The 21,859-nt window shown below is 56.3% G+C and carries 14 protein-coding genes; 5 read left to right on the top strand and 9 right to left on the bottom strand.

The annotated features are described in order from the left end of the window. Nucleotides 1-30 precede the first annotated feature (30 nt). Nucleotides 31-1,776 carry a DUF3370 domain-containing protein gene (locus DYY88_RS06875; protein ID WP_084607012.1) on the bottom strand — a complete coding sequence of 582 codons (1,746 nt, stop codon included), beginning with the start codon at nt 1,774-1,776 and terminating at the stop codon, nt 31-33. Nucleotides 1,777-2,330: 554 nt separating this feature from the next. Here DYY88_RS06875 and DYY88_RS06870 point away from each other — a divergent pair. Both DYY88_RS06870 and DYY88_RS06865 read left to right on the top strand, forming a co-directional pair. Then, nucleotides 2,331-3,437: a rhodanese-like domain-containing protein gene (locus DYY88_RS06870; protein ID WP_039726137.1), complete on the top strand. Its 1,107-nt coding sequence runs from the start codon at nt 2,331-2,333 to the stop codon at nt 3,435-3,437. 14 nt (nt 3,438-3,451) lie between these two features. Further along, nucleotides 3,452-4,354: a 4'-phosphopantetheinyl transferase family protein gene (locus DYY88_RS06865; RefSeq protein ID WP_052288310.1), complete on the top strand. Its 903-nt coding sequence runs from the start codon at nt 3,452-3,454 to the stop codon at nt 4,352-4,354. A 45-nt stretch (nt 4,355-4,399) separates the two neighbouring features. On the opposite strand, the gene DYY88_RS06860 is transcribed toward DYY88_RS06865, so the two are convergent. Beyond that, on the bottom strand, nt 4,400-5,356 hold the full coding sequence (locus tag DYY88_RS06860) for a septal ring lytic transglycosylase RlpA family protein (protein ID WP_039726136.1): 957 nt from the start codon (nt 5,354-5,356) through the stop codon (nt 4,400-4,402). 955 nt (nt 5,357-6,311) lie between these two features. Between DYY88_RS06860 and purM the strand changes: the two genes are divergently transcribed. Further along, nucleotides 6,312-7,370, top strand: coding sequence for a phosphoribosylformylglycinamidine cyclo-ligase (gene purM / locus DYY88_RS06855; RefSeq protein WP_039726135.1), 1,059 nt, complete (start codon nt 6,312-6,314; stop codon nt 7,368-7,370). Nucleotides 7,371-7,379: 9 nt separating this feature from the next. On the opposite strand, the gene DYY88_RS06850 is transcribed toward purM, so the two are convergent. The 6 genes from DYY88_RS06850 to DYY88_RS06825 all read right to left on the bottom strand — a co-directional run bounded on the left by DYY88_RS06850 (nt 7,380) and on the right by DYY88_RS06825 (nt 16,762). After that, a complete protein-coding gene (locus tag DYY88_RS06850) occupies nt 7,380-8,120 on the bottom strand; it encodes a hypothetical protein (protein ID WP_052288309.1) in 741 nt (246 codons plus the stop codon). A gap of 140 nt (nt 8,121-8,260) precedes the next feature. Next, on the bottom strand, nt 8,261-9,415 hold the full coding sequence (locus DYY88_RS06845) for an AI-2E family transporter (protein WP_044151112.1): 1,155 nt from the start codon (nt 9,413-9,415) through the stop codon (nt 8,261-8,263). Between the two features lie 198 nt (nt 9,416-9,613). Beyond that, nucleotides 9,614-10,423, bottom strand: a complete 810-nt coding sequence (locus DYY88_RS06840) for a hypothetical protein (protein ID WP_052288308.1) — start codon at nt 10,421-10,423, stop codon at nt 9,614-9,616. Between the two features lie 207 nt (nt 10,424-10,630). Continuing rightward, nucleotides 10,631-11,659, bottom strand: coding sequence for a GAF domain-containing protein (locus tag DYY88_RS06835; protein WP_052288307.1), 1,029 nt, complete (start codon nt 11,657-11,659; stop codon nt 10,631-10,633). Between the two features lies 1 nt (nt 11,660). Next, nucleotides 11,661-15,668 (bottom strand): PAS domain S-box protein, encoded by a 4,008-nt coding sequence (locus tag DYY88_RS06830; protein WP_130199338.1) that lies wholly within the window; start codon nt 15,666-15,668, stop codon nt 11,661-11,663. 305 nt (nt 15,669-15,973) lie between these two features. After that, nucleotides 15,974-16,762, bottom strand: a complete 789-nt coding sequence (locus tag DYY88_RS06825) for a sulfite exporter TauE/SafE family protein (protein WP_039726134.1) — start codon at nt 16,760-16,762, stop codon at nt 15,974-15,976. Nucleotides 16,763-17,040: 278 nt separating this feature from the next. On the opposite strand from DYY88_RS06825, the gene mnmG reads away from it, so the two are divergent. Together mnmG and DYY88_RS24015 are read left to right on the top strand one after the other, a co-directional pair. Continuing rightward, entirely contained in the window at nt 17,041-18,972 is a 1,932-nt protein-coding gene (gene mnmG, locus DYY88_RS06820) for a tRNA uridine-5-carboxymethylaminomethyl(34) synthesis enzyme MnmG (protein WP_039726133.1), read from the top strand. Nucleotides 18,973-19,099: 127 nt separating this feature from the next. Beyond that, a complete protein-coding gene (locus DYY88_RS24015; RefSeq protein ID WP_160299522.1) occupies nt 19,100-19,258 on the top strand; it encodes a hypothetical protein in 159 nt (52 codons plus the stop codon). Between the two features lie 46 nt (nt 19,259-19,304). Here DYY88_RS24015 and DYY88_RS06815 read toward each other — a convergent pair whose 3' ends face one another. After that, a complete protein-coding gene (locus DYY88_RS06815) occupies nt 19,305-21,851 on the bottom strand; it encodes a COR domain-containing protein (protein ID WP_052288305.1) in 2,547 nt (848 codons plus the stop codon). Between the last annotated feature and the right edge of the window lie 8 nt (nt 21,852-21,859).

Here is a 21,859-nt window from a genome sequence, read left to right as displayed (position 1 = left end):
CGATGCATGACTGATGGCAGCCCCTAGCGATCAGTCGGCCAAAAACTGATCCATGCTGGCGGGTATTAAGTCGGTAGCGTCCGTCTCAGTCACCTCAGCAGCGGTGTTGATAACGGGCAGCGGCGTGGTGGATGTTGTCGCTGGCGGGACTGGGGACAATGAATCAGCTGACTCATCCACATCACTAACCGGCGCGGACTCGACGGTCGCGGGCGGCCTGGTGCGGGCGCTGGCATTGCCCAAGGTTTCTAAGGTCAAGACTTGAGGGGGGGTCGCGTCAGGCGGGTAAATCAGCTCAACGGTGACATTTTGTTGAGCGTTAGGGGGTAAGGCCAAGCGCAAGAGCGGCTCACCTTCTTCGCCCTGGCGTTGGACGACGTGAATGTAGCGAGTTTGCTGTTGTCCGGTTTCAGTTTCGTACTGCACGCGGACGGTGCCCCGGAAAAAGATCCGATCCACCGGATTCCGCAAAAACCGCAGCCCATGCTTCAAGGTCTCGTCTTGTAGGGGAGTTTGCAAACTCAGGGCAATGCGCTGGGGACGATCGGTGGCATTATGCAGCGGCAAGCGAATTTTGTAGTGCACCCCATAGTTGCCGTGGGCGCGATAGGCCGTATCAGAATAGCGCGCCAACATCGGGGCACTTTGAATTTGGCTCGTGCCAAAGGTGTTGTAGTCAACGGTGCTGATGACGTAAGAAACGGCTTCGCCAGCGGCCGGAATCGTCAGATAGTCGGCGTCCTCTTCATCGACGGCGCGGGCTTCCCATTGTGACCCTTGGGCGACGCCAGCGACGCGACCATAGAAAAAGCGGCTGTCTTCGTCACTTTTGGCATACTCTTCCGGGTTGGTGGGCGGAATGTCGCGGGGACCAGCCAGCCGACCATTAACCAATAATCTCAGCCATTCTTGCAGGGTCGGGGCACGTTCTTCACCCTCGTCGGTGCGGGGCGCATACATGGCCAGGGTGGCCGCATACACAGGACCATCACTTTCTAGATGTAAGAGCAGCGATCGCCCATTGCTGGGTAAGGGGCGACCATCAGCACGGGGCACTACTGAGGCAACGGGGTAGCCCTGAAAGTTGTTAGGCGCACCCGGCAAGATCGAACCCGGTGGCAGGGTGGCATCAGCTGCAAAAGGCAAGCGCCGCAGGGGAATTGGCGCATTCACTAATAAATATGTTTGTTCGGGAGGAATGACAATCTGCCGGGGCCATTGAGACTGACGACGCTGCTGCAAGACGTCGGCGACTGTGCGACTGCCCGGTCCAGAAAAGACGGAGCCGTCTGGATTGAACCGCAGGGCGGGCAAATTGTAAAACGGTGCTTCTTGGCTGAGGTAGCTGACCCCTTGCCCAATCGTTAACGTGACGGGTTCAGGGTTGGGGTTATAAATCACACCGCCAATAAAGAGTGTGCGGCGATCGTCGGGCACGAGCCCCCGAGCGATGTGATGGGCAAAAAAGTCAAACCGCCCTTCAAAGGCGAAATCCAGGTGGGCGTCGGCATGAGCCATCTCATCACCGGGGAAGGTGGAGAGCAGAATGCCATCTTGCTGTACCAACTCTGGACTATTGCTATTGAAGACAGGAACGTTGTTCAGTTGGCCTGGCAGGGGCAGCACATCGTGATACAGCGTAAATTCGTCCGGAATTCGCGGCAGGGCCTGCCCCTCGATCGCGGGTACAGCGGCCACAATGGGCGCTGGTGACGGGGGTATGGGGGCATTCACAACGGTGGGAGCCAGCGAAAGCCATGCAAGTGCAGTAAACATAGGCAAATCGTAACAAGACGTAGAATCACTCGACCGCTATGGGTCCCGGTAGAAGCGTAAATTAGACGATCAAACAGCAATGCATTGATTAGGCGGCGATCGCCATCGTTCGGTATGTCGTTTTAATATGCCCTCAGCACTGAATGCAAATAGCGCCAGATACCAAAATATCACTCTGTTACACTTCGTGAACATCAGGCCACTATCTTCTCGGGTCGGTCGCAGGGGATGAGTGCTTACAACACAGACTAGTCAAGGGATCAAGGGAATCGAAAATCTCTTGCTAGCAAGTGCAGGAAATGGGGCGATGCCATGCGGGCACCATCCTTGCCAATAATCAGATTATGGGTGATGACGCTCAGCAGAGGGACGAGATGCCTGGTGCTGGCAACGGCTCAGAGCATCCGTCAAGGCCGCTCTGAAGTGTGACTCATCGTGACTCCAAGAGGGGCGGATATCAGTAACACAAGAGCACCAACGGGAGTGACCTGATTCTGGATCGCAGGCGTTATACTACTGAATAGTCATATGTTCATTAAAAGTGGGGTTTTGTCGTGGACCATTCTGCTTCTTTGATTTTTCGGCAACTGTTCGATCTGTCGTCTTCGACCTACACCTATCTCCTGGCGGATCCACAAAGCCGGGAAGCAGTGTTGATTGATCCGGTTTTTGAGCAGCACGATCGCGATCGGGCACTGATTGAAGAATTGGGGCTCACCTTGCTGTACACGCTGGATACTCATTGCCATGCCGACCACGTGACTGGGGCTTGGCGGTTGCAGCAGTCCTGCGGTTCACAGATTGCTATCTCGGGGCGCTATGGCGACATGATTGAGGGCGCCGACCGACTGCTGGATCATGGCGACACTATTCAATTTGGCGGGCGATCGCTGTCTGTCCGAGCGACCCCCGGCCATACAGACGGCTGTGTCACTTACGTGTTGGATGATCAGTCGATGGCCTTTACGGGCGACTGTCTGTTGATTCGGGGGGCCGGACGCTGCGATTTTCAGCAGGGCAATGCGTCAGTGATGTACCACTCCATCAAAGAGCAGATTTTTACCCTGCCAGATACCTGTGCCATCTATCCGGGACACGACTACAGCGGTCGCACGGCTTCCACCGTGGCAGAAGAAAAACAGTACAACTCGCGCATTGGCGGCCAGGCGACGGAAACAGACTTTGTCGGCTATATGGATAATTTGGGCTTGCCCCACCCGAAAAAGATTGACATCGCGATTCCGGGAAATTGTCGGTGTGGCCGACCCGAAGACGGGCAACTGCCTGGCGTGATTGATTGGGCTCCGGTGCGTCAGACCTATGGCGGCTTACGCGAGATTGAGCCGCAGTGGGTGGCCGAACATCTCTCAGAGGTGACGGTGATCGACGTCCGGGAGGCGGATGAATTTAATAATCGCTTGGGTCACATCGCTGGAGCCCAGTTGATTCCCTTGGGGGATTTGCGAGACGCGATCGCCCAAATTCCTCAAGATCGGCCAGTGGTGACGGTTTGCCAGTCGGGCAGTCGCTCGGGGCAGGCGACGGTCATTCTCCGTAAGGCTGGGGTTGAGCAAACTGCCAATTTGCGGGGGGGCATGTTGGAGTGGAACCACGCGGGATTGCCGGTGGAAAGACAGTCCCCGGTTGGCGTGGCAGAATAAGTCTCTGGACGGGGATGTCGTCGTTGGTCATTGAGGCTGCGGGCAGTTTGGGAATCTGGCGGCTGGAGTCCGGTCAGACTAGACGATGGCGAAATAGCGAATCGGATGGGCGATCGCTGCAAGGAGCACAGACCGCGGTGAATTTAACGGAGCCTCAAGCGATCTCGTGGCCAGAACCAGAGACGACTCATGTGTGGCAATTGCGCGGTGCGGCGGCCCAGGAGGCGCGATCGCACTGGCAAGGCTGGTTATCGTCGGATGAACAAGCCCGCTGGCAGCGCTATCGTCGCGCAGCTGATCGCGATCGCTTCCTGTGCAGTCGCGGTGGCTTACGTTACCTATTGGCGAGTTATCTGCAACAGCCACCTGCCAGTATTCAGTTGCGGTACGGAGCCCAGGGGCGGCCAATGCTCGCGGCGGCATCGGTGCCTTTACATTTCAACGTGGCGCACAGCGGCGACTGGGTAATCTGGGCCTTCAGTCGCTGTCCATGGCTTGGGGTCGATGTGGAAGTATTGCAGCCCCGGCGGCGACTGCGATCGCTGATGCAAAAATGTTTGACGCCGGCAGAGCAGGCCGATGTCTTGCGCGACCCAACTGCTCAACTGGCCCGGTTTCTCACCATGTGGACGGTCAAAGAAGCTCACCTAAAGGCTGTAGGGCTGGGGTTGAGCTATCCCCTCCGAGACGTGCAAGTGGCTTTGCAGCCTCAGCCTCAGCTGGTGCGCCCCGCAGTGACGCCGACCAACGCCGGACGGGCTTGGCACGTTCAGGTGTGGCCGCCTGATGCTGGGGCGATCGCGGCGATTTGCGTTGGTCAGTCTCCTGTTGCCGTTGATTTTGTTGACTTGGCCCCTTGCACAACCACAGCTGTGACGGACACAAAAAGTCCCCAGAAGCTGATTGACAACTTCTGAGGGACTTAAAACTCAGTTAATTCAAGCGATCGTCGTTAATTGTCGTTAATTGCCGAGGACTTCGACCCGAACGGTGCCAACGCCTGCTAGGTGCAGACCAATTTCGCGAGCGGCACCTTCTGAGAGGTCAATCACCCGACCGTGGGAATAGGGGCCTCGGTCGTTGATGCGCACCACCACTTGACGATTGTTGCTGACGTTCGTCACCAGCACCCGAGTCCCAAAAGGCAACGTCCGGTGCGCGGCTGTTAAGGCGTGGCGATTAAACCGTTCGCCACTCGCGGTCGAGCGGCCGTCAAAGCCAGGCCCATACCAAGAGGCGGTACCCGAGAAGCTAGAAACTACGCCCCAGTTAGTCTGGGCTACGGCTGCGGGGGCCGGTGCGCCTTCAACTTCGGTCAGTTCTTCTGATGCGCCCAGTAGGTTACGCAGGCGATTGGCTGCCTGCAACGCATCGGTCTGAAGCTGACCCGTCGGGTTGACATAGCGGACGGCCTCATTAATGGCGACTAAGTCTTCGCCATCGAGGGTGAGGGCATATTCTTCGGCAGCGTCATTCCAACGCACCCCAATGGCATGGGGGTCACCACCAGCCTGGTAAAAAGCATCGATCGCACGGGCGACGGCTTCAGCTCGATTGACCAGTTCATCACTGGTGGTAATGGCCTTCGTCGTCGCGTCGGTCTCTAAGTCGTCGACAAAGGTCAGCACCGGCAAGTTGTCGATGTGCAAAATGGCGATCCGCTCGCCTTCGAGCGTGTGGGCAGCAATTCGGAAAAGGTCTGAAAGTTCAGCCGCTTCAGGGGTTAACCGAGCGGAGTTGCGATCGCCTGAACGGGCTTCAGGGGTGGCTGCGTCCCGTTGATCGACAGCGACTTCGAGAGTTTCCTGTAGGTTCGCGTGAGCATTCCCTAAGGTTTGCTCAGCGCTTGCGGCTAAAGGTGCGCCCGTGGCACATACCACTGCGGCGACCGTCAAGCTGCGACACAAGTTCTGAATCATATAGTTTCCAAGAGCTCAACATGGTGGTGTTGTGACGGGCTGAGCTGCAAACCAGCCAGCCAGCGATCAAAGGCTGAGTGAATTGGCGGTTGCCGTTAACTCAGACCCTTGAAAATCACGTCCACCTCGACATAACCCTTCAAGTTCATTTGAACGACCCGTACGTTAGCACGAAGAATTCGATTGGCAATCCGCAGAAAACCCAGCAGATTTCCCCAAGGCTGAATGTCAGGATTTCTTGAAAATTAGACGGAATCGATCAGATCCTTGTGAAGTGCGTTGTTGAGGCGCTGATAGTCAGGCTTGTATAGTCAATAAAACTTATCGTTTGCCGACCCAAGATTTTGAAAAAGCAATTGGATTTTCGGTGATGGGAAGTGTGCCATTTTCTAAATTGGCTACCGGTAATGCAACTTTTTGCAGTGCCACCTCTGGGGACAATGCTGCGTTATTGATAAGCCGTAATTATTTTACGCCGCTGCTTTTTTGATGAGTTGCTCAGTTGCGACTTTGGGTGACTCGGTACGGTTAAGCGGTGAGGGAATCATGGCAGCGATCGCTGGCGCTGTGCTTGGTCGGTATTGTGATGTCGGGTTTGCTGCTAAGGAATTGGAATTAAATTAAGTATGAACAGCCGAGACGGCTGTTCAAGAGCAGTCAAGATGCCTGCCCGACAAAACTTGGACTTTATAAAATCCTGATTCCTAAGTCGATTTTGGTGTTTGCACAACCGTCAGCCCAGTGTCGGGGCTGTTTCTCGGTCAGATCAACCGATAGGGTAGGCATGAATGCGAGGGCATTAGCCTCTCTGGCGGTTGGTTTTGCGTTGTTGGGAATGTCGCGATCGCGGCGGCGGCGGTGGTTCTGTCAATAGGGTGACCATTTGCCCAGAAAATATATAGATGTCACGCTGTCACAACGGCATGTGTGGAGTTCGTTTTAAGGGGCAAAGTTTATGGATTATCAAGAGGCCGGAGTCGATGTCGTGGCGGGCCGCGCCTTTGTCGATCGCATTCAACAAATGGTCAGCAGTACGCGCCGTCCCGAGGTGCTAGGCGGCTTAGGCGGTTTTGGGGGATTGTTTCAACTGCCGACGGGGTATGAAACCCCGGTGTTGGTGTCGGGTACCGATGGCGTGGGCACCAAGCTCAAAGTGGCCCAAACGCTCAATCGGCACAATACGGTAGGTATCGATTTAGTGGCGATGTGCGTTAACGATGTGTTGACCTGTGGGGCGGAGCCGCTGTTCTTTTTGGATTATTTGGCAACAGGCAAACTGGATGCCGAGCAGTTAGCCGCAGTTGTGGAAGGCATTGCCACGGGGTGTCGGGAGACCGGGTGTGCGTTGATTGGGGGCGAAACGGCGGAAATGCCGGGATTTTATGGTCCTGGAGAATATGATTTGGCGGGCTTTTGTGTCGGCATTGTGGAAAAATCGGCCATTCTAGACGGGTCGCAGGTGACGACCGGGGATGTGGTGATTGGCCTGGCGAGTCGCGGCATTCACAGTAATGGTTACAGCCTGGTGCGCAAGATTATGGCGGAAGCGGAGCGGAGCGATCGCGCCACGCCTGGCTATGACTGGGCCGAGTGTCCGGCCTTATTGAATGGCGCTTCTCTGGCCGAGACCTTGCTGACGCCGACCCAGCTATATGTCAAGCCAATTTTGGCGGCCCAGCAGGCGGGGTTGGCTATTCACGCCATGGCCCACATTACCGGGGGCGGGTTGCCCGAAAATCTGCCGCGCTGCCTGAGCGATCGCCATTCAATTGTGCTTAAGCCGGATAGCTGGCCCGTGTTGCCGATTTTTGAGTGGTTAGCAGCGGCGGGTCAGGTGTCGCCGGAGGCGATGTACAACACCTTTAATATGGGCATTGGCTTTGTTGTGATCGTGCCGTCTGCGCAACAGGCGGCGGCGATCGCCCATTTTCAGGTGCAAGGGGTGGCGGCCTATGCGATCGGAGAGGTCATCGATGGCGATGGTCGGCTGAGCGGCATTCCCGGTGTGGCATAAAGCCGATAATCAGGGAGTCGCGACGGCTTCGGAGAGCAACACGACTTCGCTACTATCCACAATGAAGGCCCCAAAGCGGCTGTTGCTCAGCGTCTGTAACACTTGCGCGGCCGCCTGCGGGTCAGTGCTCTGGGTGGCGAGCAAAAAAGGCCGCTGTTGATAAATGGCGAGTCCCACGGGCTGATTAAGGGATTGCTGGAGCTGTTTGGCGATGTCGGGGTTATTGCTGTAATTCACCAATACGGCATAGCCCTCGCCTAACAGTTTGGGGGCGTATGCGACTTCGGCAGCGGCCACGGGGTCGGTTACTGCGGGCGTCGGCTCCGGCGTGGTCGGCTGCGCAGGTGCCGGTTCGGGCGTGACTGCTGGGGCGACGGGCTCGGCGGCGATGGGAGTGCTGGTGGTCACTTCGCCGGGGGCGGCGGGCCGGGCGACAAAGGCTTGGGCGCCTTCGGCTTCGGTCAAGTATTGCGCCCAGGCATTAGCGTTTTCCAAACTGGTGAAACCACCGGCCCGGACCACGACATCGTCCAGATAGCGACACACACTCACGATGGTGGTGGTGGGCAACAGGTTTTGAATGCGATCGCGGGCTTCGACCGTATCACCCTGCACGAGCAGCAGATACTCGTTCGCATTAGGGGGCGCACAGGGGGGAAACTCATCGGCCCCGGCCCGGGGCGCCGTCACACTACCCGCTGCGATCAACAAGGCTAAGCTCCACCACCGCAGATGTTTCATCCCAATCATTCGCCCATTACCCAAAACAGTGCATTTAGCAAGGTCAAATCTAGCTCCCTATATTGACACATCCTCTCAGGATTACCACCCGCTGTAGAGGCTTTGTAATGCGAAGCGCTGACCTGGACGCTAAATCAGACGGACGACGATTAGCCGTCTGCCATCATGGGACTAGGAGACGGACGATTGGTCGCTGGGGTTTCCGGCGGCGGATTTGTGGGGAGCGATCGCCGCCGTTCGGCCATGAGTTTGGGCCGCAAATATAGGTTTTCCAACAAAACTGCTCCGCCAGCGATCCATGGCGGCACCACCAACGCCCCGATAATGCCCAAGACCTGAGTGCCCCCCAGCACGGCAAGCAGCTGATAAAGCGGATGCACACCCACCGATGTGCCCACCAGCAAGGGGTCGAGCACGTAGGTCTCTAAATTTTGGATAACTACATATAGAATGAGCACCCAAACGACCGTCCAGCCCCCTTGGGAGATGGCGACGACCAGGGCGGGAATGGCCCCCAAAATCGGCCCCAAAAAGGGAATGAGATTGGTAAAGCCGGAGATAGCCCCCAGGCCCAAGGCAAAATCTGACAGGCCCAAAATGGTAAGGCTGACGGTGGTAGCGACAGACAAAATAGTCGAAACTAGCAAGCGTCCCCGGATGTAGCTGCCGATGCGATTGCTCATGGGGCCAACCTGGGCGGCCAGGCGATCGTCCCAGGGTTGGGGCAACAAGCGCACTAAATTTTTCACCAGCGTACGACTATCGGCCAGCATGTAGCCCGATAAAAACAGGGCCAAAATCACGCTAAAAAAGCCGCCCAAAATGCCCGTCGTCAGTCCGTAAGAACGCACCAAGAGCTGCTGACTTGACCGAATCACCCAGCGGGTGAGGCCCTGTACATCCACAAAGCGGTTGATGAGCTCGCTGGCAAAGTCGGGGCGCTCGTCGTTGAGGCTGACGACCCAACTCTCGGCATAGTCGAGAATTTGCTTGAGGGAAACCGGAATTTGGCGGATCAACCGTTGGATTTGTTCTACGACGGTGGGCCCTACCCAAAAGGCGACGCCAGTGATGATGGCGGCGATCGCGAGATACGTCAGCACCACCCCTAACCAGCGCGGCACCCGATAGCGCTCGGCCCAATCAACCACGGGGGCGATCGACGCGGCCAGAACGATCGCGATCATCACCAGCAAAAATAAGCTCCGCAGCTGCCATAACAGCGCCAGCAACGGGACTGCCAACACCAGCAAAACCACGCTGCTAAGGGAAATGGATATGCGCTGTTCGTCAGAAGAAGCCATACAAAACCCGTCGTCCTTTGACGCCGCCTAAACGAGCTGCGGGCGTTCATTCATCTATAACAGATCGCGTCCCGCGAAGGAGTCTGCTGGGCAAGGGAATCCCGACGTTTTAATGATTTGATGCTCAACAGGGTGCTTTGAGGCCTGGGAAAAGCCTATCCACCCACTGACCTACGCCTTAATGGTCTGACCAAAAACTCAAGTAATTGGGGGGCGTCGTAGAAAATAAATGACCAGGCCAAAGGCGGGAATCAAGCGGGCCGACCACAGTGCGACGGGATCTTGCCACTGGCGACGGGCCATGTCGTCCGGCACCAGCCAACCTTGAAACAGCCAGAACACCAGCAGGTCGATCCAAAAAGAGTAGGCGAGGCGATCGCTCTGCACGATTTGCACAAGGTCGGTCCAGCGATCGCTGATGCTGCCAAAATCGGCGCGGCCCCATAGCCCCCACGCGATCGCCGCCAGCAGAATAATCATCAACGCGATGGGATAGGCACGGCTTTCGGTGATGGTCTCTAAACGGTTGAGGGGGCGCGTGGGGCGATCGCGGCGAGATTGTCGTAGCCCCAACCACGGCAGATAAAACACATTGGTCAAAAAGGCAGTGCCGATGAGAAAGGGCAGCATGGGCACGCGCTGTTGCCGACCCTCGATCGCAAATCCCCAGAACAACAGCCCCCAGGTGACGACTACATTAAATAAGCCTTCCAACGCTGGGTGCAGGGTGGGCGCTTGGGCGGGAAAGAGTGCAGGCAACACGAACCAAAAATTGAGGCTGAGTGCCCCCGCTTCGCGCAGAGTATCGGGTGAGGTGTGGAGCAGCGACGGCCCTGGCGGCAAGTCACTCAGCAATAGGTAGCCCACATAGACGACCCAGGCCAGCCAGACCCCACCTCGCTGCCAAGGGCTGCTGTGAGTGGATGCGGCCTCACTGACAGGGGAGATGTTTGCCGATGCGGGCTGAGACGCAGTGGCTGGGGCCGAATCGGAAACCGGATGAGTCATGGGGTGATTGAGGGGATGTCGTCAGAATCAGGAGGCGGGTGGGCGGCTGGAGATCGCGTTGCCAGCATATGGCAACGCCTGGGGTTAACTGCCTTTATTTCAGGATACGAGGTGTCAGTCCGGTCAGCCCTTTGACCGAGCTGGGCTATCGCGGGGAATTGGGATGCGGGCCGTCAGACCGCGCCAGCCGGGGCGGTCTGGCAGTCACTATGATGACGACGCCTGATAGCTTTGATTTTGCAGCGTTTCGCGGAGATTGAGGTTGGCGATCGCCAAAGCAATTTGTTCGGCGACGGTATGAGCCAACTGCTGCAACGCCGGATTGAGCGTCCCTAACTCTATAGCACTGATGAAGAATAGACCCAGGGTTTCGCCCTGGGCAATCATGGGGATGCAGAGCGTGGCCGCCGTTGGATGCTCGGAGTGCTGGTGTACATGGGCACATTGCAGCGCTGACCGTTCGGGATTGACAAAATGCGATCGCCCCCGCCGCAAGGCCCAGCAGGTTTCGGGGGCAAAGGCCTCGATCGAGTACTGATGTTGGCCCCAAGTCACCCCTTGCTCGACCCGATTACGCGACGCACAAATCGTGAAAACACTGCCGGAACAGCCCGGAAACAGGGGGTTTAGTAAACTCCGCATCACCTCAAACGCCTCTGGCAAACTGAGTGAGGCTTGTAAAAAGTCACTGAGACGGCTGAGGAGCTCCATTTCCTGATTACGCTGTTGGAGTTCTTCGAGCACCGAGGTTTTGCAAGCGGCCAGTTCTTGTTCGACTAAATGCCCAAGATCGATCAAGAGCAGTTCTTCATTGGTGTCTAAGGTGCGCGGTTGTTGGTCGATCAGGCACAGGGTGCCCAGGCGATAGCCATCGAGTACGGTGAGGGGCATCCCTGCATAGAACCGGATGCCGGGCTCTCCCATTACAAAGGGATTGTCGTGAAACCGAGGGTCATCGCGGGCATCAGGCACAATCAGAGGCCGATCTTCCAGAATGGCGTGTCCGCAAAACGAGACATCTCGCGGGGTTTCGCTGGCACAGAAGCCCTGGCAAGACTTGAACCACTGCCGCTCGGCATCGATTAAGCTGACGAGGGCGATCGGTACCCGAAACGCCCGTTGAGCGATGCGCGTAATTTGATCAAAGCGTTCCTCGGGGTCTGTGTCGAGAATTTTGAGGGAATACAGAACCGCCAAACGACTGGATTCATTGGCGGGAATAGCTGGAATTTGCATACTACTTCTCCTGGGCGTTGAAGCCTGCGGCAACCACCTGATTGCGGCCCATGGTTTTGGCTCGGTAAAGGGCCGCATCGGCTGCTCGAACTAAGTCTGGGACGAGGATGCCGTGTTGCGGAAATACCGCCACGCCAAACGAGGCCGAGAGGTCGCAGAGTTGTTGACTCTTTTCTTTGATAACGAGGTGTTGGATACTCAGTCGGAGTTCTTCGGCGAGGGCGATCGCTTCATCCAGCGGCGTGTCAGGAAATACCAGCGTCATCTCTTCACCCCCATAGCGGCAGGCAGTGTCAGAGCTCCGAATCGCGGTTTTGAGCACTTGGGCAATGGCCTGTAGCGCAATGTCGCCCACATCATGGCCGTAGGTATCGTTGACGGCTTTGAAGTGATCGACATCGACCATGACCACCGCGACAGAGGTTTGGTGGCGTTGGGCTCGGGCGATCTCTTTTTGCAGCGACTCTTCTAGATATCGGCGATTAAACAGGCCGGTGAGACTGTCGCGAATACTCTGATTATGCAGGGTTTCGCGGAGGTGCAGGTTGGCGATCGCGAGCCCAACTTGCTCGGCCACCGTGCGGGCCAATTGCCGCTTTGACTCACTCTGTAACTGACTATCTTCGCTGTTGAGGTGAAACATGCCGAGGGTTTCGCCCTGGGCAATCATGGGAATGCAAAGGGTCGTCAACTGCGGGTTGGTGGTCGTCATATGCCGACACCGCAGCCCGTACGATTCGGGGGTGGTTTGGTGCCACTTACCCCGCCGCAAGGCCCAGCAATCATGGGGTTGAAATTCGGGTTTAGACGAGCCGCGATCGCCCCATTGGGCCACGGCTTCAATCCGATTGCGCGAGGCACAGGTGATGTGAAAACTCCCGGAGCAATCAGGAAAGAGGGGCTCGACTAAGGTCGTGATGACGGAACAAGCCTCTTCTAACGTGCGGCAAGCCTGCAAGAAATCGCTCGTCTCGCTGAGCAAGAGCATTTCTTGGTTGCGTTGGCGGAGATCATCGAGATGGGTCGCCAGGGTTTGGTTGGCTTGTTGCAGGGCTTGCTCCGACTGTTTGATATTGGAGATGTCGCGAAATGTGACGGCAAAGCCATCGCCGAGCTTCACCGCCACATTTTCAAACCAGGTGTCAATGCCGTCGTGGGCATAGTGAAACTGCCGTTGTATGGGGTTTCCCGTTTCGACCACTTGGATATATAAATCGAATAGTCCGTCGGTGCGGTTGCCAGGGAGCACGTCTAGCAGGTGGTGCCCAATGAGCTCGTTGACTGATTTGTTGACGATTTGGCAAGCGGTGGGATTGCTCAGCAGCCACTCAAAATCGATGATGTGTCCCTGCGCATCGCGGATGGAGCGAAACGCCATAATGCCGTCTAATGAACTATCTAAGATGCTGCTGAGCTGCATTTCCGAATTGCGCAACGCCTCTTGCATGTGCATGGTTTGGGTGAGGTCGAGGTGGCTGCCTACCATGCGAATGACTTGGCCCGTATCGTTTTTGAGATGAATGGCCCGCGAGAGGACGGAAACGGTGGAGCCGTTTTTGTGGTGGAAGCGTTGGATCGTGGCAAAGGTGTCAATTTTGCCGCTGTTGTAGTCTTCGACTAGTTGTAGCACGGTGGCTCGATCTTCTTCAAAAATCAGCGATTCCCACATCTCGAAGGTGTTTTCGAGTTCGTGGTCGGCATAGCCGAACATGCTTTTCCACCGGGGCGAAAAATAAATGTCGTTGGTCAGCAAGTTCCAATCCCAAAAGCCCTCAGACGAGGCTTTCAGGACTAGTTCTAGTTGTTCTTTGTTGGCTTGGGAGTCGTGCTCGGCTTGCTTGCGATCGCTGATATCGCGCACCATCACCAGCACTTCATCGTCGGTCATCGGTGAGATGCGGGCTTCTTCGTAGATGGTGCGTCCATCGTGAGTAAAGGCATATTCTTGGACTTGCGTCTGCCCCGTCGCGATCGCCCGTTGCGCGAGTTGAATGCGCTCCTGACTGATGTCAGCAGGCATAATATCCAGCACGTTGTGACGTTGAATTGGTGCTGGAGCAGGATGCAGGCAGTAAACGTTGCCAACGTTGATCACCTCTAATTGGACGCCATCCTGCCGCATGCGTACCAAAAAGTCGGGAATGGCCTGAATCAGCGCTTGTTTCGTCGCCTCGCTCTGCCGGAGTTGCGCTTCAATGCGTTTGCGATCGCTAATGTCGCGAATGACGGCCAAGACGCTAATGTCATCCAGTGGAATCAACCGCGCCTCTTCGTCATGGATCGTGCCCTCAACCTCGATCTGATATTCATACGTCACGGGCTGTTGGGTGGCAATCACCTGCTGCACATAGGCCAACCGCTGCTGGGCCAAATCGGGCGGTAACGCTTCAGTGACATGGGCTCCGGCGCGATTACTGTCGTAGGCAAAGATGTCAACATTCGTGCTGTCACGGTTCAGCACGTCCAGATATAAGCCGTCTTGACGAATCTGGACCAGGAGGTCGGGAATGCTTTGGATCAAGGCTTGCTTGGTGGCTTCGCTCTGTTTAATTTGGGTTTCATATTGTTTGCGATCGCTAATGTCGCGGTGGGTGCCGGCCATGCGCATGGGGTGACCAGCGGCATCCCAAGTGACGACCTTGCCGTAGTTAGCGATCCATTTCCAGTCCCCTGTTTGAGTTTGCAGGCGATAGTCAAATTGGTAAGGCACGGTCGGATCGGCTAAGTGAGCCTGCAATCGTTCTTCTACCCAGGGCCGATCATCGGGATGAATCAACTCCTCCCAGGTGGTGACGTTAGGGGTTAACTCGCCGGGGGCAAAGCCCAGCATGGCCCCCCAGCGATCGCTCAAAAATAATTCTCCGGTCGTGATATTCCAGTCCCAGAGGCCATCGCCCGAGGCTTCGAGGGCCAGTTGCAGTCGCTGCTCGCTTTCGGCGAGATTGGCCTCAGCGGCTTGTCGCTGCCGTTCTTCTTGCTTGCGCCTTGAGATATCACGGGGAATCCGCGATACGCCAGTGAGGTTGCCGTCTTCATCTCGCAAGGGCGAAATGGTAATCGCCACGTCGATCAGTTGACCGTCTCGGCGACACCGCTGGGTTTCGTAGCTGGTAATCGGTTGCCCCTGATGCACGTGCTCCAACATCTGGGTTTCTTCGGCCTGCAAAGCCTCGGGAATCACCGTCATCAACGATTGACCGATGATCTCGGCGGCGGTGTAACCAAACAGAGCTTCGGCACCCTGGTTCCAACTGGTGACGATGCCGTTGAGATCAGTACTGAGAATGGCATCGTGCGAAGAGGCCACGATGGTGACGAGTTGTTGGCAACGCTGCATTTCGTCGCGCAGGCGATCGCGACTCTGAGCTAGGGCACTGGTGCGAGCCGCCACGGTGCTTTCGAGCTGAGTTTTGGCGGCTTGCAATTCCGCCATCAACCTCGCCTGATGAATGGCAATGCCGACCTGCACCGCGAGCAGTTGCAGTCCTTCAATTTCAGCTGCTTGCCAAAGTCGGGCTCCCTGGCAGTGGTGGGCAATGAGCAAGCCCCAGAGGGTGTCGGTTTCTAAGATGGGGATGATTAAATTGGCTTTGACGTGAAAGCTGGCCAAAAACTCGGCATGACAGGGAGTGATGTCAGCCTGGGTGATATCGTTCAGGGCAAAGTAGCGGTTGTCTTGATAAGGTTTGAGCCAACTCGCTTGAAAGCACGGATCGTGGATGACGCGATCGAGAATGCTCCATTGTGGATGGGCGACGGTTTCGGTGACCACTTGCCCGCTCCAATCTGGGGCAAACCGATAAATAACGACACGATCGCACCCTAGCAATGGCTGAATCTCGTCCGTTGTCGATTGCAAGATCTCTGCCAGGTCGAGCGATCGCCGAATCCGCAGGGCGACGGCATTAACCAGGTGATCCCAGGCTTGGCAAGCATCTAAAGCGCGATCGCAAGGGTGACGTGCATCCGCCGATAAGCCGCTCGCCTGACAGGGGTTAATCTCAGCCACGCGCACCCTCCCAGTGTTAGCGATCGCAGTTCCTGTGCATAAGAAGTGCGATCGCGCTTTTACAGATAACTACGCACAGATAACTATGCTTAGTAATGCCCAGGGCCCAGCAAAGGCGATGCAGCCGTGTATTAATTCTTCTCTCAATCACCCCTCGCGCTAACGCGGTTAAGGAATGGGAACTTAATTAAGTGTGAACAGCCGTCTCGGCTGTTCAAGCGCAGGCAAAATGCTGCCGAAAAAACTTGGGCTTTATAAAATCCTGATTTCTAAGACTCACCATTGGGTTCAGGTCAATTGTGGGTTTAGCGCTTTAGTAAGACGAAGACGGCGACGGCCAAGACAAAGTAGCCGAATCCTTTTTGCAAATGCCGCCCATCGATACTGCGGGAGAGGTAAACGCCAGCCCCCATGCCGATGCTCGCTGCCAGCGTAAAGGTCAGCATGAGTTGCCAATCTAACGTGACGTAGTTGAGGTATTCCACAAAGCCGATTGCTGATTTAAACGCAATGATCAGCAGCGAGGTGCCGACGGCCTCTTTCATGGGAATGCCGCCTAGCAGCACCAACGCCGGAATAATCAGAAAGCCGCCCCCGACCCCGACAAATCCGGTGACAATGCCCACCACGATGCCTTCTAAGGGAATGAGTAACCATGTTGGCAAGAGGCCGTGATGCTGATGTGGTTCGTGTCGGGCCATGGCCCCGACGCTACTGGGCCGGGGTTTCGCACCACTTTTGCGAATCATAAACAAGCTGGTGACCACCATGACGATGCCAAATGCGACGAGTTGAAAGGTGTCGCTGACCCAGGGCAGCCCGGCAATCTTGGCGCCCAAAAAGGTCCCCATCATCGCGGCTGGGGTAAAGATCATGAAGGTCTTGAAGTTGACATTGCCCCGCTGCCAGTGGGGAATCACGCCCAACAGGCTGACGCAGCCGACGACAAACATGCTCATCGCGATCGCCGACTTGGCTGGCACCCCCAACACATAAACCATGATGGGCACCGCCAATACCGAGCCCCCGCCACCAATCAGTCCCAAACTCAGCCCAATGGCGATCGCCAGCAAATATCCCAATACCAGTGTCATGTTCTCCCCTTGGTGACAATCAGCCGCACCTGGCTTAACAAACTAACAAGTTAAATATCGATACAACTAAGTAGTAATATACTCGCCTTGTGATGGATCCGCAATCGATCGATGTGTGGGCGGAGCGATGGCGCGGGTCGTGGGGGTGGCTTGAATCGGGTGGACTGCCTGGCAGCCAGCGCTGTTGGTCAATTTCTGACTTTTGAACCAGAGCCGTTAAAATTTAGATCCCGACAGCATTGACTGCTGGCCAGACGCAAATAATTTTGAACAGGTAAATGGTGGCTCCCAGTTCCGTTGACTTTTTAGATGAATACGATGTCGTCGTAGTGGGGGGCGGGCATTCCGGTTGTGAGGCGGCCCTTGCTTCGGCTCGGCTGGGCTGTCGCACCTTGCTCATCACTTTGAACCTCGACAAAATTGCGTGGCAGCCCTGTAATCCAGCGGTGGGCGGCCCCGCCAAGTCGCAACTGGCCCACGAGGTGGATGCCCTCGGCGGCGAGATCGGCAAAATGACCGATCGCACCTATCTGCAAAAGCGCATTCTCAACAACTCCCGTGGCCCCGCCGTGTGGGCGCTACGGGCCCAAACCGACAAGCGCGAATACGCCGCCGTGATGAAAGGCATTGTCGAAAATCAGGACAACCTCACCATTCGCGAAGGGATGGTGACGGATTTGGTGCTGGGCGACAACGACGAAGTGATCGGCGTGGAGACTTACTTTGGTGTGGCGTTCAAATGTCGCGCCGTGATTCTCACCACGGGCACTTTTCTCGGCGGCATTATTTGGATTGGCAACAAGTCCATGCCAGCGGGCCGAGCGGGTGAATTTGCGGCCACGGGCCTGACCGAGACACTGAACCAACTCGGATTTGAAACCGATCGCCTGAAAACAGGCACCCCCGCCCGCGTCGATCGCCGCTCCATCAACTTTGACGTGCTGGAACCCCAACCCGGCGACGAAGACGTGCGCTGGTTTAGCTTTGACCCCGACGTGTGGGTCGAGCGCGAGCAGATGCCTTGCCACCTCACCCGCACTACGGCAGAGACCCACCGACTGATTCGCGAAAATCTGCATCTTTCCCCGGTGTATGGCGGTTGGGTCGATGCCAAAGGGCCGCGCTATTGCCCCAGCATCGAAGACAAAATCGTCCGCTTTGCTGATAAAGCTAGTCACCAGATTTTTCTGGAACCGGAAGGGCGCGACATTCCTGAAATCTATGTGCAGGGCTTTTCCACGGGACTGCCCGAAAAGCTGCAACTGGCGATGCTACGCAGTCTGCCCGGATTGGAACATTGCGCCATGCTACGCCCCGCCTATGCGGTGGAATATGACTATTTGCCCGCCACCCAGTGTTATCCCACCATGATGACCAAGCGGGTCGAGGGCTTGTTCTGCGCTGGACAAATCAACGGCACGACGGGCTACGAAGAGGCCGCCGCCCAGGGCATCGTCGCAGGCATCAACGCGGCTCGGCTGGTGAACGGTCAGGAGATGATCGTCTTGCCGCGAGAGGGGAGCTACATCGGCACCCTGCTCGATGACCTCTGCACGAAGGAACTGCGGGAACCGTATCGGATGCTCACGTCGCGATCGGAGTATCGGTTATTGCTGCGATCGGACAATGCCGATCAGCGCCTGACGCCCCTAGGCCGCGAGATTGGGCTGATTGGCGATCGCCGCTGGCAACTCTTCCAAAGCAAGCAGGCCAACATTCAGGCCGAAAAAGCTCGCCTCGCGAAAGAGCGCGTCAAGGAGCACGACGACATCGGTCAACGCATCGCCGCCGACACCGGCCAACGCATCAAAGGTTCCATTACCCTGGCGGATTTGCTGCGTCGCCCCGGCTTCCACTATCCCCAGTTGGAAAGCTACGGCCTGGGTCGCGCTGACCTGGCTCGTGAGGAAAAAGAAGGCGCGGAAATCGACATCAAATATTCCGGCTACATTCACCGCCAGCAGGCACAAATCGAGCAGGTGAGCAAAAACGCCAACCGCAAACTGCCGGAAGCGTTGGACTATCACACCATCGATACCCTCTCGAAAGAAGCGCGGGAACGACTCAGCAAAGTGCGGCCCCTGACCGTTGGCCAAGCTTCCCGCATTGGCGGCGTCAACCCGGCTGATATCAATGCCCTGTTGGTATATCTGGAAATTCAAGCGCGGCGGCAGGGGATGAGTGAGGGGCAAGTAGCGATCGCTCCCTAACTTTGCTCCGAAAATAAACTCGTCAGGGGACGGGTCCCTTTGAGAACAAGGACAATACTGCCAGGGTCAGAACCCAGGGACCCGTCCCCTAGCACCTCAGGGATATCTCCGGTTTTCATCGTTTGGAGTGTCGCGCCCGCGTCATGGGCCGTTGCCCCATTATCACCAAGATGAACGCGATCAATTCCTCACCATCTTCCTGCTGGACGCAGTGGAGGCAGAACTCGGTTTGCGATCGCTGCTTACACAGCAGTCATCGCGATCGCACCTTCACGAGCACCCCTAAACGTCCCGACTGCTCAATCTCTCCGCGCCGTTTAAGCTTCCAGGCTCTAAGATTTTTCTCTGGTGATGCCCCACCGTAAGCGGTCGATTGCCGTCTCATCATCATTGGTTTCAAAGGAAACGAAGCCGAACTCTTGTAAGAAAATCAGCTCTTCTGGAATGGCATGAACACCGGGTAGCAGAACTGGAATGACTCGAATTTCGCGGCTTACACACTGAGAAATAAAGGCTCGCTGTTCTACGTTTTGCCAGGGACCGAGCCCTGTAGGACCGATGAAAATGGCAGCGGTTTTGGTCTGTTGGATGATTTTCTGGATCTCGTCTTGAAACAGTGTGCCGGGGGCAATGTCTTCTTCGTCGAGCCAAGGTTGCAGGCCCGTTTTTTTGAGCTGTTGATACACCTGCCGCACAAAGGGCTTGTCTTGGCTGTTGTGGGCGAGAAAGACATCGTAAAACTGATTGGCTGGATAGTACTCGGTGTGTTGTTGCTTGAGGCGATCGAACTTATCTTGGGTGGCTTGCTTCTCCAGACCGGGCAGTAGCTCGGCCTGCTCATAGCGATCGCGCAAATCGGCAAAGAGCTCGCCCGTGGGAATGACGGCGGTGAGGCTACGGATCGGCACGTCTAGGGCGCTTTTTTCGCAGGTGACGTCGGTGCGGCCTTTGGCAAGGAAGCGATCAAGGGTTTGCAGGCGAAAGTAGTGGGGCTCGCGATCCTCCAAGCAATCTTCGCAGTTGCAGGGAATTTTTTTGCTGACCTTGATCTTTTCAAAGGAGTCGTTGATCTGGTCGAGTTCGTTGGCGACGATGCTGAGCAGTTCTTTGCTGTGGAGGCCGGAGATGCAGAGGCGGATTTCGCCTTTGTAGGGGCGATAGGTTTCGATGACTTCGGCGCGGGCGCGACCGTTGGTGAGCACCACGCCGCTGCGCCAGACGAGCTGTTGCTGCTCAATCCAGCGGTAAAGGCGAACGATGAGCTGGGTGAGAATGCCCTTGGGCATGAACTCGTATTCGTAGCGCAGGGTGAGGGCGTTGGTGGCCTCCCAGTCGTAGGGGGGCGGCTCGAAGTCGAGCAGTTGGGGGGCGATGTAGGCGTCGGGCAGGCCGGGGATGGGGTAACAGAGGTTGAAGTTTTCCATCAGCTGTAGTAGCTCGTCCCCGAGGTTGGCGTAGTTGGCTTCGGCCCAGATGGTTTCGGCATCGGTGCGGGTAAAGAGCCCTTTGGCGGCGGCGACAGTGTCGTTTTTGACGATGGCGTAGACGGCGTTGGTAGCCCACTCGGGGCGTAGGATGACGAGGTGTTTGAGGACGCGGTCTTTTTGAAAGTGCAGACAGATACCGAGCTGGTGCAGAAAATCGCTGATGCGCAGCATTTCGGTGCGATCGGTGACGCCGTTGCGATCGCAGAGGGCAAAGTAGTCGTGCTGGGACATGAAATCGCGATCGTCCTGTTCCAGCGCTTCGCGAATCTGGCTCCAGGTCTTGGGCCAAGGCATACCGACGAAATCGAGACGGGTGACGTAATACTGAATGGCGGTTTTGATGGCGTCGAGACCGCGACCGTCTTGCAGGTTGGTTGGCAGAAACTCCTGGATGTACTGGAAGTCGCCCCGGAGTTGTTTTTCGTTGACGTTACAGGGACGGTTGCCCTTCTCGTTTTTGATCATGAGTACCGGACTGTCGCCGCCGAATAGCTCAATGGAATTGAGCCAGTAGGGAAAGTCGGTATTTTCTTTGCGGGTGTCGGCGACGAGAGCGTAGAGGGAGCGCTCGGTGAGAAAGAACTGATGGGTTTGGTGGTAGATTTCTTGACCGCCAAAGTCCCAGATATTGACGCGAAAATCTTGCCCATCGTCTAAAGGGAAGCGCCACTGAATCACGTCAATACCGTGGGTGGAGTCTTCGTCAGGATTGAGTTTGTAATTGGGATCTTGAATCTTTTTAGCCAGGGAGGTTTTACCCGCCCCCCCTTCGCCAACAATCAGGAACTTGGCTTCGTAGAGGCGATCAGTCTCACTAGGGTCTTGGATGGCGAAGTAGAAGTCGAAGATGGCCTGCGGCTGAGATGATTGAATTAGAATTTCGGGCGGAATCGGTAGCGGATTACCGCTGAGGTAGAGCCTTAATAAATTTTGCAGTTGGCCGAGTTCGGGGGGCAGGCTGCTCAGTTGGTTCGAGCGGAGGTCGAGCCATGATAAATTTTGCAGTTGGCCGAGTTCGGGGGGCAGGCTGCTCAGTGGGTTCTCGCGGAGGTCGAGCAGAGATAAATTTTGCAGTTGGCCGAGTTCGGGGGGCAGGCTGCTCAGTTGGTTCGAGCTGAGGTAGAGCACAGATAAATTTTGCAGTTGGCCGAGTTCGGGGGGCAGGCTGCTCAGTGGGTTCGAGCGGAGATCGAGCGTTAATAAATTTTGCAGTTGGCCGAGTTCGGGGGGCAGGCTGCTCAGTTGGTTCGAGCGGAGGTCGAGCGCAGATAAATTTTGCAGTTGGCCGAGTTCGGGGGGCAGGCTGCTCAGTTGGTTCTCGCGGAGGTCAAGTTTTGTCGCCCCTTCGGCGGCAGCTTTCTCAATGATCTGCAGTAGCTCGTCTTGGGTCATGGGCAGGG

The organism is Leptolyngbya iicbica LK (assembly GCF_004212215.1).
GTDB lineage: Bacteria > Cyanobacteriota > Cyanobacteriia > Phormidesmidales > Phormidesmidaceae > Halomicronema > Halomicronema iicbica.
The sequence above is the reverse complement of the archived record's forward strand: the minus strand, read 5'-3'. Positions and strand labels throughout refer to the sequence as shown.

Excerpts from the sequence above, each read along its gene's own strand:
- DYY88_RS06875 (WP_084607012.1), bottom strand. The coding sequence starts at position 1,776 with ATGTTTACTGCACTTGCATGGCTTTCGCTGGCTCCCACCGTTGTGAAT.
- DYY88_RS06865 (WP_052288310.1), top strand. The coding sequence starts at position 3,452 with ATGTCGTCGTTGGTCATTGAGGCTGCGGGCAGTTTGGGAATCTGGCGG.
- DYY88_RS06860 (WP_039726136.1), bottom strand. The coding sequence starts at position 5,356 with ATGATTCAGAACTTGTGTCGCAGCTTGACGGTCGCCGCAGTGGTATGT.
- purM (WP_039726135.1), top strand. The coding sequence starts at position 6,312 with ATGGATTATCAAGAGGCCGGAGTCGATGTCGTGGCGGGCCGCGCCTTT.
- DYY88_RS06850 (WP_052288309.1), bottom strand. The coding sequence starts at position 8,120 with ATGATTGGGATGAAACATCTGCGGTGGTGGAGCTTAGCCTTGTTGATC.
- DYY88_RS06845 (WP_044151112.1), bottom strand. The coding sequence starts at position 9,415 with ATGGCTTCTTCTGACGAACAGCGCATATCCATTTCCCTTAGCAGCGTG.
- DYY88_RS06840 (WP_052288308.1), bottom strand. The coding sequence starts at position 10,423 with ATGACTCATCCGGTTTCCGATTCGGCCCCAGCCACTGCGTCTCAGCCC.
- DYY88_RS06835 (WP_052288307.1), bottom strand. The coding sequence starts at position 11,659 with ATGCAAATTCCAGCTATTCCCGCCAATGAATCCAGTCGTTTGGCGGTT.
- DYY88_RS06825 (WP_039726134.1), bottom strand. The coding sequence starts at position 16,762 with ATGACACTGGTATTGGGATATTTGCTGGCGATCGCCATTGGGCTGAGT.
- mnmG (WP_039726133.1), top strand. The coding sequence starts at position 17,041 with ATGGTGGCTCCCAGTTCCGTTGACTTTTTAGATGAATACGATGTCGTC.
- DYY88_RS06815 (WP_052288305.1), bottom strand. The coding sequence starts at position 21,851 with ATGACCCAAGACGAGCTACTGCAGATCATTGAGAAAGCTGCCGCCGAA.